The following is an 11,257-nucleotide window of genomic DNA, read 5'->3' as shown; positions in this document are numbered from 1 at the left end:
CTCTGGCCATGGTTCGAGCGCTGAACAGAATGACAAAGGCAGGAATGCCAGAAAGTGTCCGTATTGCCTGAAACTCTGCCCTGCTACAGGGACACTCGCCCCGAATCTGATTTATTCAACAAAGCCACTTTTCCTCTGTCAGTTCCCCTTTTATCCGCTCTGCACACTATCACCGGCTCTGCTTTGTCTTTTGTCTGACTCAATCACATCGCCCTTTATCTTAATAAGCGCAGCGGTATAGCGCTATGCGTAAAATACCGTATCGCCAGCAAAGTGCGTTAATCACGAGAGGCGACCTGTTTCAGAAAATACCGCATGAAAAATAAAAGTTCGACGATTGCCCGACCCTTCCCCGTCTTTACAGAAAACAATCAAACAAATGAAAAACAACGAAAAAATATCCAAAATTTGCTATTTAATTTCGCTAATAAATTATTTCCGCCTGTGCTTTACTGAAAATAAAAAAACAGGCATCACACACCGTGCGATATTTAAGCGCACCGGTTAAACAGAATATTTTCAGGCGTAATCGGTGAGGTGTTCTATATTTACAGCCACCTCATGTCGTATAAAAAAAGCTGGAGCAATGTGTCATGTCGAATGAGAAATCTACTACGCCCCTGAATCACCGTGCCCCAACCACCGGCCCCGAATCCTCACAGCCCGGCCTGGGATCATTAGCCCCCAAAGACGGTTCACATCAGCCTCCTGCCGAACCCACACCACCGGGGAAACAACCAACGGCGCCCGGCAGCCTTAAAGCCCCTGAGACGCGTAATGCAAAGCTGGATCAGCTGGAGGTGAACCGCAAAGGAGGCACAGGCAGCGCGCTGACCACCAACCAGGGCACCCGTATTGCAGACGACCAGAACTCATTGCGCGCCGGATCACGCGGTCCGACGCTGCTTGAAGATTTTATTATGCGGGAGAAGATCACCCATTTTGATCATGAACGCATCCCTGAGCGCATCGTCCATGCGCGCGGCTCGGCCGCCCATGGTTACTTCCAGCCTTACTGCTCGCTGAAGGACGTGACCAAAGCCCATTTTCTGAGCGAGCCTGAGCAGATCACGCCGGTTTTTGTGCGCTTCTCTACCGTTCAGGGCGGTGCCGGTTCGGCGGATACCGTGCGTGATATTCGTGGCTTTGCCACCAAGTTCTATACCGAGGAAGGCGTTTTTGATTTAGTGGGCAACAATACGCCCGTCTTTTTTATTCAGGATGCGCATAAGTTCCCGGACTTTGTGCATGCGGTGAAACCCGAACCGCACAATGAGATCCCTCAGGGCCAGAGTGCGCACGACACATTCTGGGATTATGTCTCGCTGCAGCCCGAAACCCTGCACAACGTTATGTGGGCGATGTCCGACCGCGGTATCCCACGCAGCTACCGCACGATGGAAGGCTTCGGCATTCATACGTTCCGCCTGATCAACGACGAAGGTAAAGCCACGTTTGTGCGTTTCCACTGGAAACCGCTGGCCGGTAAAGCCTCATTGCTGTGGGACGAATCTCAGAAGCTGACAGGCCGCGATCCCGACTTCCACCGTCGCGATCTGTGGGAAGCGATTGAAGCGGGTGATTTCCCTGAGTTTGAGCTTGGCCTGCAGATGATTCCGGAAGAGGATGAGTTTAAGTTTGACTTTGATATTCTGGACGCCACCAAACTGATTCCTGAAGCGCTGGTGCCTGTGGTGCGCGTCGGCAAAATGGTGCTGAACCGCAACCCGGACAACTTCTTCGCCGAAACCGAGCAGGTCGCCTTCCATCCCGGTCACATCGTTCCCGGCCTGGATTTCACCAACGATCCCCTGCTTCAGGGCCGTCTGTTCTCCTACACCGATACGCAAATCAGCCGTCTTGGCGGGCCTAACTTCCATGAAATTCCGATTAACCGCCCGGTTTGCCCTTACCACAATTTTCAGCGTCAGGGCATGCACCGGATGGAGATTGATACCAATCCGGCCAACTACGAGCCGAACTCGATCAATGACAACTGGCCACGGGAAACCCCACCGGCGGCAAAAGGAGGCGGCTTTGAAAGCTATCAGGAGCGCATTGAAGGACATAAAGTGCGCGAACGCAGCCCTTCATTCGGCGAATACTATTCACAGCCGCGACTGTTCTGGAACAGCCAGACTGCCATCGAACAGCAACATATTATTGGCGCGTATTCGTTTGAACTGAGTAAAGTGGCTCGCCCTTACATTCGTGAGCGTGTGCTCGATCATCTGCTGCGCATTGACGTCACGCTGGCGCAGGGTGTTGCCGCCAATCTGGGAATTGCGCTCAGCGACGACCAGTTGAATACCGCCGCGCCAAAAGAGGTTAACGGCCTGCAAAAAGATGACAGCCTGAGCCTGTACGCGATCCCGGATGGGTATATCAAAGGCCGCCAGGTGGCGCTGTTAGTCAGCGAGGGCGTTAACGCCGATGATGTGCTGCATATCCTGCAACACCTGAAAACGGCCGGCGTGCATACGAAACTGCTGGCGGCGCACATGGGCCAGGTCAGTGCCGACAATGGATCACAGTTACCCATCGATGCCACCTTTAACGGCCTGCCTTCCCTTACGTTCGACGCCGTGATCGTTCCCGATAGCAACATGGATGCGCTGCTGAAAAGCGGTGATGCGCGCTACTTCCTGCTGGAAGCGTACAAGCACCTGAAAGTCATTGGTCTGAGTGGGGAAGCGCGTCGCTTTAAAGCGCAGTTTGACCTGGATGAGAATCAGCAGGAAGACGGCATCGTGGAAGCCGACAATGCTGAAATCGCGCTGATGAATGATTTCACGGCGGCCATGGCCGAACACCGCGTCTGGTCACGTAGCCAAAAGGCGGAAACCATCCCGGCCTGATGGCGCGTCAGCCAGGCTTTCGGGTCTGGCTGACGTTATCGTGACAACGTCACATAAATTCACCTATTTGACCGCGAAACCGCTGTTTACGGCGGTTTTTTTGTGCATAACGGCACAGGGTTTTATCTGATTTTCCATAAAGTTCAGCGAAAACCAGGGCGGGCCCGATGGCGGTGCGTATCAGCCTCGCTGAGGAATAAATCGTGTACAAAGGCGGGCACGCGCAGTAAATGCGGCAACGTAGTCTATGATTAGGGCTTAAGCATGGTGTGAAACAGACGCTGCCTGGCGTCTGAAGCGGTATGACACATAACACTTTCTGAATAGTAACGCAGGCAGAGGTGATGAAGGCGTTCCCCTCTCCTGGGTGCCTGATCTCGTTAACAACATTTTCAACCCGTACCCTCGGCTGACCGATAGCGTGAGGGTGCTTATTGCGTACTTTCTGATTAAAGAGGCAACGGAATGGGATCGACAGCATTTTGTAAGAGTTGGGGGGCGGAGTTTCTGGCCGACGGGAGTGTGCGTTTCCGCGTTTGGGCGACCGGCCAGCAGCAGGTCACGCTGCGACTGGGCGGTCAGGATAGTGCCATGACACCCGCCGAAGACGGCTGGTTTGAATATCATGCCTGCGGCATTCAGGCGGGCGCAGCGTACAACTTTGTGCTGAACGATGGCACCGTTATCCCCGAGCCCGCCTCACGCGCGCAGCAGGATGATGTCAGTGGACCGTCGCTGGTTATCGATCCGACACACTATCGCTGGCAGAACACCGACTGGCGTGGTCGTCCGTGGCAGGAAAGCGTGGTCTATGAAATGCATATCGGCACGTTCACGGAAGAAGGTACTTTCCAGGCCGCAATTAAAAAACTGCCTTATCTGGCTGAGACCGGCATCACCATGATTGAGGTGTTGCCGGTCTCGCAGTTTGGCGGCCAGCGCGGATGGGGCTACGATGGCGTGCTGCTTTACGCACCGCATGCCGCCTACGGTACGCCCGACGATTTCAAAGCGTTTATTGATGCCGCGCATGGCTATGGCATTGCAGTTGTACTCGATATCGTGCTTAACCACTTTGGTCCGGACGGAAATTATTTGCCGCTGCTGTCACCCGACTTCTTTCACAAAGATCGCATGACGCCGTGGGGCGCGGGTATTGCCTATGATGTTGACGCCGTTCGCCGCTATATCGCGGAAGCGCCCCTTTTCTGGCTGCAGGAGTATTGTCTGGATGGCCTGCGTTTTGATGCCATCGATCAGATTGAGGATATCGCTGACAAGCACGTGCTGACGGAGATTGCTGAGCGGATCCGGGTGGACATTCCTGACCGCCAGATTCACCTCACCACCGAAGATTGCCGTAACGTCATTTTCCTGCACCCCAGGACGGAAGACGGCGGCGTGCCGCTGTTTACGGCGGAGTGGAATGACGACTTCCATAATGCCGTGCATGTCTTCGCCACCGGTGAAACGCACGCTTACTACAAAGACTTTGCCGATCAGCCTGAAAAACGCGTGGCGCGCGCGCTGGCCGAGGGCTTTGTCTATCAGGGTGAGGTGTCCGTTCAGTCCGGTGAGAAACGCGGTGTAGACAGCACGGGACAGCCGCCTGTGGCCTTTGTTGATTTTATTCAGAACCACGACCAAGTGGGCAACCGTGCGCAGGGCGAAAGGCTGATTTCGCTGGCCGGCGCTGAACGTACACAGGTGCTACTGGCGACATTACTGTTATCACCGCATATCCCGCTGCTGTTTATGGGGGAAGAGTATGGCGAAACCCACCCTTTCCTGTTCTTTACCGATTTTCATGGCGATCTGGCTAAAGCCGTGCGTGAAGGCCGGGCAAAAGAGTTTGAAGGCCATGCCGGTCATGAGGGCGAAAGCGTGCCCGATCCAAACGACGAAGCGACGTTTGTGCGTTCAAAGCTGGACTGGCGCAAGCTGGAAAGTGAGGAAGGCCAACGCTGGCTGACGCTGACCCGGTCACTGCTGGCAATCCGACAGCAGTCCATTGTCCCGCTGCTGGCCACCGCAGGCGGTCACAGCGGTCAGGTGCTGGCGACTGCCGAGGGCTTTGTTGCCGTGAGCTGGACCTTTCCTGCGGGGACACTGTCCATGGCGCTGAACATAGGTGAGCAGGCCCAGCCGCTGCCTGAAATACCCGGTGAAACCCTCTTTGCCTGGCCGAAAGCGGCCGATCGGTTGCCCCAACATTCCATCGTGGTTCGTCTGGCTGCGGGAGACAGCAAATGAGTATTCCAACCGCTACCTACCGTATTCAGTTTCGTAACGGCATGACGTTTGATCGTGCTGCGGCGCTGGTGCCCTATCTGAAAGACCTGGGCATCAGCCATCTTTATGCCTCGCCCATTTTTACCGCTACAAAGGGATCCACCCACGGCTACGATGTCACCGACGTCAACGCGATCGATCCGGCCATTGGCGGTCGTGCGGGCTTTGATCGTCTGGTCAGCGCCCTGAAAGCCGCCGGACTGGGGTTGATTATTGATATCGTACCCAACCACATGGCGGCCTCGCTGGAAAATGGCTGGTGGCGCGACGTCCTTGAGCATGGTCAGGACAGCCGCTATGCACGTTACTTTGATATTGACTGGTCACGGCGCTTAACGCTGCCGTTCCTGGGCGACGATATCGATACCGTGCTGGAAAATGGCGAGATCAGCGTGAAACGCGATCCCGATACAGGCAAGCCCGCGCTGGCCTATTTCGAAAGCTATTATCCGCTGACCCCGGCAAGCTGGGAGGGCCGAGAAGCAGCAGTGCTCCAGCTCAGCGGCAAAGGCGACCTGGCGGCACTGCATGAGCAGCAGCCCTGGCGGCTGATGTCGTGGCGCAATGCTGCACACGACCTCTCCTATCGTCGCTTTTTCGAGGTCACCGGTTTAGTGGGCGTGCGGCTGGAAGATCCGGCGGTGTTCGAAGATGCGCACCGGCTTATTCTGAGCCTCGTACACAGCGGTGCGGTTGACGGACTGCGCGTTGACCACGTTGACGGGCTGGCCGATCCCAAAGGCTATCTGGAGCAGCTCCGCCAGGCCGCCGGGCCAGATTGTTATCTCACCGTTGAGAAAATCCTGGGCGCCGGAGAACACCTTCCGGCCGACTGGCCCATCTCGGGCACCACGGGCTATGAATTTATTAGCGCGTTGTCTCATGTGCTGGTGGATAATAAAACGCTTGGGTCACTGCGTCAGGCATGGGAAGACGTCAGCGGCGCTGACGTGCAGATGGAAGAGGAACTGCGTAAAGCGAAATGCCTGATGGCAGACCGTAACTTTGCCGGCGAGTTTTCACGTCTGCTGCAGCTGGCCACGGCTATTGCCGAAGATGAAAACGTCGCCGTGCGCCCGGACGATCTGCGCAACGCGCTGCGTGAGCTGCTGGTGGCGTTTCCGGTTTATCGTACCTATGGCAATACGCAGGGCCTGACCGCCGATGACCAGCAACGGTTACAGGCGGTCGCCGCAGACGTCAAGGCATCAGCTCATGCACCGGACAGCCACGCGCTGGATTTCCTGCTGCGCATTATGCAGGGTGATGTGGCGCATGCGGTGACCGGGCAGGCAGACAGCTTCCGTACACGTTTCCAGCAACTGACCGGCCCGCTGATGGCGAAATCCATCGAAGACACGCTGTTTTATCGTCAAAACATGGCGCTGGCGTTGAATGAAGTGGGCGCAGAACCGCTGCAGGCGCAGTTTTCACCGGCGCAGTTTCATGAGGAAATGCAGGACCGCCTTGCGCGCCAGCCCGATGCTCTTTCCGCCAGTTCAACCCATGATACTAAGCGTGGCGAAGATGCCCGTGCCCGTCTCTATACCCTGACAGAAGCACCGCAGCAGTGGGCAGCCTGCGTCGCGCGCTGGCGTGAGCTGAATCGCCCGGCGGTCCGCTCGCTTGCGGAGGGTCCGGCACCCGAAGCCACCGTGGAATGGCTACTCTTTCAGGCACTGGCGGGCGTCTGGCCGCCGACGTTGCAACCAGATGATCGGGCCGGACTGGCCGCCCTGGCCGAGCGCTTTGCCGGCTACGTTGAAAAAGCCCTACGTGAAGCCAAGCTGCGTACCGACTGGACGGAAAACAATACGGATTACGAACAGGCGGTACTGGATTACGCTCATCATCTGCTCTCCCCTGATAATCAGGCTTTTCTGCAGGATTTTGTCGCCGCATTACAGCCGTTTATTCAGGCCGGGCTGATAAACAGTCTGAGCCAGCGAATTATCAAACTTACCGCACCCAGCGTGCCGGATATTTATCAGGGAAGTGAAGCGCTGGACTTCAGCTTGGTCGATCCGGACAACCGGCGTGAGCCCGATTACGCGGCGCTGGACAAGATGCTGCATGCTGGCATCACCGCGCTGCCCGATACGCCTGAGGGCTGGCTCAGTGGTCACGTGAACCAGTATGCCACGCAGGCCTTGCTGAACGCCCGGCAGTCGCACCCCGCGCTCTTTGCCCGGGGCGCGTACCTGCCGCTGACGGCACAGGGCGCCCATGAGGACGCGCTGCTGGCGTTTGCCCGCACGCAGGGTGACGAGGCGATTATTGTGATTACGCCGCGATTGATTTTTAACACGCTACAGACGCTGACGTCCCCGCCTGCCGGACGCTGGGATGACACCGCGATCCCGCTGCCTGAGGCGCTGGCGCATCGACGCTACCGCGATCTGCTGAGCGGCGAGGAAATCACCCTGACCGACCATATTGCGCTGGACAGGTTAAATAACTTTTGGGCACTGGCACTGTTAGCTTGCTAGAAACAGGCTGGTACAAGGACTAAAACGCCGTTACTGGGTTCGTTAATTGAGAGGGACAGATGTCAAATCATCGTTTTGAAATTACGTCGGGATCGGCCCATCAGCTTGGGGCAAATTATGATGGGCAAGGCGTCAACTTTGCGCTGTTTTCTGCGCATGCAGAACGCGTAGAGCTGTGTCTTTATGATCCCAGCGGCAAGCAGGAGATCGCCCGTCTGGAGCTGCCAGAGTTTACGCATGAGATCTGGCACGGTTACGTGCCGGGTTTACAGCCAGGTGCGCTTTATGGCTACCGGGTGTATGGCCCTTACGACCCGGAAAACGGTCACCGATTCAACCCTAACAAATTACTCGTCGATCCGTATGCGCGCGAACTGGCCGGGGATATTGCCTGGAATGAGGCGCACTTCGCATATGATTTGTATCACGACGATAAAGATTTGACGTTTGACGATCGCGACAGTGCGCCTTTTACGCCGAAATGTCGCGTCATCGATCCGAACGAATTTGACTGGCAGGATCAGAACCGGCCGCAGATTCCCTGGTCAGAAACCATCGTTTATGAAACCCATGTGAAAGGCTTCACCCAACTGAACATGGCGTTACCCCCGGAGGTGCGCGGCACCTACGACGGCATGAGCCATCAGTCGACGGTGGGCTATATCAAAAGTCTGGGCATTACGTCAGTAGAGTTGCTGCCGGTGCACTGGTTTCCCGACGATCAACACCTGCTGGATAAAGGGCTGAAAAACTTCTGGGGCTATAACTCACTGAACTTTTTTGCCCCGGCCACACGCTATTTCGGCCCGCGTGGGATTCAGGGATTCCGCGATATGGTGCGCGCCTTCCATGATGCCGGTATCGAAGTGATTCTGGACGTGGTTTATAACCACACGGCCGAGGGCAGTGAGCTCGGTCCAACCCTGTCGTTTAAAGGCATCGATAACTTCTCCTACTACCGTACATTACCGGACCAGCATCGTTACTACATTAACGACACCGGAACCGGTAACACGGTCAACACCTCGCATCCACGTGTGTTGCAGATGGTCACGGACTCCTTGCGCTACTGGGCAGAATCCATGCATATCGACGGCTTCCGCTTCGATCTGGGTACAATTCTGGGACGTGAACCGGAAGGCTTCGATCCACGCGGCGGCTTCTTCGACGCCATTACTCAGGATCCGCTGCTTTCCCGATTAAAACTGATCGGGGAACCATGGGACATTGGTCCGGGTGGGTATCAGGTCGGTGGTTTCCCGCCGGGCTGGGCGGAATGGAACGATCAGTATCGCGATACGGTGCATGATTACTGGAAAGGCAATAATGTCTCTACCGACTTTGCGGCGCGGTTGCTTGGCTCCGGCGATCTGTATGACCAGCGCGGTCGCCGCCCCTGGGCCAGCGTCAATTTTATCACGGCGCATGATGGCTTCACGCTGAACGACCTGGTGTCGTACAACGAGAAGCATAATGCCGATAATGGTGAAGACAATAACGACGGGCATAACGATAACCGTTCGTACAATTATGGCGTTGAGGGGCCGACGGATGACGAGGGCATCAATGCCGTCCGTGAGCGTCAGAAGCGTAACTTCCTGGCCACCCTGTTTTTCTCGCACGGTACGCCCATGCTGCTGGCAGGCGATGAGTTTGGCCGTAGCCAGATGGGCAACAATAACGGCTATTGTCAGGACAGTGAAATTTCCTGGGTTCACTGGGACAATCTGCCCCCTTCCGCCGAAGCGTTACGCGAGTTTACCCGTCACATTATCGCCTTACGTAAAACCCAGCCGTTATTGCGGCGCGAAAGCTGGCGCGATGGCATGGAAATTAAATGGTTCAATGCGGGCGGCGGTCTGCAACAGGCTGAACAGTGGGATGAAGGCTCAACCCTTGGCGTTTATATCGGTCGGCCCGACCTGCAGAATCAGGAAGGAATCTGGTATGACGTGCTGATGTTAATTAATCCTTTCGAGGGTAATGTGCCCTTCCGTATTCCGCAGTTCGGTGACGGCGGCTGGGTGCTGGAGCTGACCACCAGCGATGTGGATAAACGCGGTCTGGTGATTACCAAGGAAAAGGACTTCGAACTGGAAGGCCGCAGTATGGCGCTGTTCAGAAGGCCGTAGGCCGGCGTTAGCGCAACGCGTACCGCGATTGCTCAGGTTAAACTCTGCGCATCCGGACGCGCTGCGCTTGACCTGAGCCTGGTGGCTGCCAGGCTTAAACGCGTATCAACAGAAAAGCAACGCCATTAAGGAGGCAACATGTCCAGATTTACAGGAAAAATCGTTGTAGTGACAGGCGCCGGATCAGGAATTGGCGCAGCGAGTGCAAAACGCTTTGCGGAGGAAGGCGCGTCTGTTGTGCTGGTGGGACGTACCCGGGATAAACTGGAAAAGGTCGCGGCACAACTGTCGGGTCAGGACCATATGGTTGCCGATTGTGATGTCGCTGAAGCCGACCAGGTTCAGGCCCTGGCAAGCCGCGTTGAAGAAAAATATGGCTGCGTTGATGTGCTGGTGAATAACGCCGGGATCATCGTGCAGGGCCGCATTCACGAGATTGAACTCGCTGACTGGAAAAAACTGATGAGCGTTGATCTCGACGGCGTCTTCCACTGCGTGCACTATTTTATGCCTGCCCTGCTGAAAACCCGGGGCAACGTCGTGAACATTTCGTCAGTATCAGGCCTGGGCGGCGACTGGGGCATGAGTGTGTATAACGCGGCGAAAGGCGCAATCACCAATTTTACCCGCTCACTGGCGATGGACTACGGCACCGATGGCGTGCGGGTCAACGCCATTTGTCCTGGCTTTACGTTTACCGACCTGACCGAAGGCGTTAAGAACGATCAGGCACTGCTTGAACGCTTCTACGACCGAATTCCGCTACGTCGCGCCGGGGAGCCGGAAGATATCGCTGATGCGATTGCGTTTATTGCCAGCGATGACGCCCGCTACATTACCGGGGCGAATCTGCCTGTCGATGGCGGCCTGACCGCCTCAAACGGTCAGCCTAAACAGGCTTAACCGGCTTAAGCAGCTGTTCGCAGCTGCTTTTTTATTGACTGCACGACAGCGCCGCTGCCCCTTATTTCACGGGTTCAGCAACCGCCATTTCAACTTCTGGCATTCACGTCGGGCTAACCGGCGCCCTCCGCCTTCTGACATCATAGCCCCTGCTTTATCACTCAGCCTTATTCAGGATGATTTTGGCGTATGTCGTGTCGGCAGCGGACGGCCACGGGAAGTGAGACGGTTGCCGGCTGTGGGACAGACATAGTGGCTCAGACAGACCGTACACAGAATCGCTTCGGGATGATGGATTTTTGCCACTGTCAGCGCTTGCTGACGGCTATACAGTGAACCAATAAATTCCCGGCCACGGCTGTTATAAAGATGAACACAGCCTTCTTTATGTAAGCGTCGCATTCAGACCGTATTGACGTTCAGGCAGAGGGAAGCTCGACCTTCCATGGCAGCAGATCGCGGACCCGGTTCACCGGCCAGTCCTGTATATGACCGATGACGTAACGCAACCACGTCTCGGGGTCAACGCCGTTAAGCCGGCAGGTGACGATCAGAGAGTAGAGGATCGCCGCACGTTCTCCGC

The 11,257-nt window shown here is 56.0% G+C and carries 7 protein-coding genes; 5 read left to right on the top strand and 2 right to left on the bottom strand.

Annotated elements, in window-relative coordinates; genetic code table 11:
• Positions 1-593: 593 nt before the first annotated feature.
• The 5 genes from katE to F7Q90_RS23025 all read left to right on the top strand — a co-directional run bounded on the left by katE (position 594) and on the right by F7Q90_RS23025 (position 10,674).
• Positions 594-2,858, top strand: coding sequence for a catalase HPII (katE, locus tag F7Q90_RS23045; RefSeq protein ID WP_006119008.1), 2,265 nt, complete (start codon positions 594-596; stop codon positions 2,856-2,858).
• A 465-nt stretch (positions 2,859-3,323) separates the two neighbouring features.
• Positions 3,324-5,111: a malto-oligosyltrehalose trehalohydrolase gene (gene treZ / locus F7Q90_RS23040; protein WP_006119007.1), complete on the top strand. Its 1,788-nt coding sequence runs from the start codon at positions 3,324-3,326 to the stop codon at positions 5,109-5,111.
• Positions 5,108-7,639 (top strand): malto-oligosyltrehalose synthase, encoded by a 2,532-nt coding sequence (gene treY, locus F7Q90_RS23035; RefSeq protein ID WP_006119006.1) that lies wholly within the window; start codon positions 5,108-5,110, stop codon positions 7,637-7,639. Before treZ ends, treY begins: the two co-directional genes overlap by 4 nt.
• A 59-nt stretch (positions 7,640-7,698) precedes the next feature.
• The gene (gene glgX, locus F7Q90_RS23030; protein ID WP_006119005.1) at positions 7,699-9,771 is read left to right on the top strand and encodes a glycogen debranching protein GlgX; all 2,073 of its coding nucleotides are present in this window, start codon (positions 7,699-7,701) and stop codon (positions 9,769-9,771) included.
• A 138-nt stretch (positions 9,772-9,909) separates the two neighbouring features.
• Entirely contained in the window at positions 9,910-10,674 is a 765-nt protein-coding gene (locus tag F7Q90_RS23025; RefSeq protein ID WP_006119004.1) for an SDR family NAD(P)-dependent oxidoreductase, read from the top strand.
• 171 nt (positions 10,675-10,845) lie between these two features.
• On the opposite strand, the gene F7Q90_RS23020 is transcribed toward F7Q90_RS23025, so the two are convergent.
• Together F7Q90_RS23020 and F7Q90_RS23015 are read right to left on the bottom strand one after the other, a co-directional pair.
• A complete protein-coding gene (locus F7Q90_RS23020; protein WP_006119003.1) occupies positions 10,846-11,076 on the bottom strand; it encodes a hypothetical protein in 231 nt (76 codons plus the stop codon).
• Positions 11,077-11,093: 17 nt separating this feature from the next.
• Positions 11,094-11,257, bottom strand: a 164-nt coding sequence (locus F7Q90_RS23015) for a transposase domain-containing protein (protein WP_151161046.1), incomplete at its 5' end; no start/stop codon positions are given.

The sequence above is a fragment of the Pantoea stewartii subsp. stewartii genome, from assembly GCF_008801695.1.
Lineage (GTDB): Bacteria > Pseudomonadota > Gammaproteobacteria > Enterobacterales > Enterobacteriaceae > Pantoea > Pantoea stewartii.
This window is presented reverse-complemented; position numbering and strand designations above follow the sequence as displayed.

Excerpts from the sequence above, each read along its gene's own strand:
- glgX (WP_006119005.1), top strand. The coding sequence starts at position 7,699 with ATGTCAAATCATCGTTTTGAAATTACGTCGGGATCGGCCCATCAGCTT.
- F7Q90_RS23020 (WP_006119003.1), bottom strand. The coding sequence starts at position 11,076 with ATGCGACGCTTACATAAAGAAGGCTGTGTTCATCTTTATAACAGCCGT.
- treY (WP_006119006.1), top strand. The coding sequence starts at position 5,108 with ATGAGTATTCCAACCGCTACCTACCGTATTCAGTTTCGTAACGGCATG.
- katE (WP_006119008.1), top strand. The coding sequence starts at position 594 with ATGTCGAATGAGAAATCTACTACGCCCCTGAATCACCGTGCCCCAACC.
- F7Q90_RS23025 (WP_006119004.1), top strand. The coding sequence starts at position 9,910 with ATGTCCAGATTTACAGGAAAAATCGTTGTAGTGACAGGCGCCGGATCA.
- treZ (WP_006119007.1), top strand. The coding sequence starts at position 3,324 with ATGGGATCGACAGCATTTTGTAAGAGTTGGGGGGCGGAGTTTCTGGCC.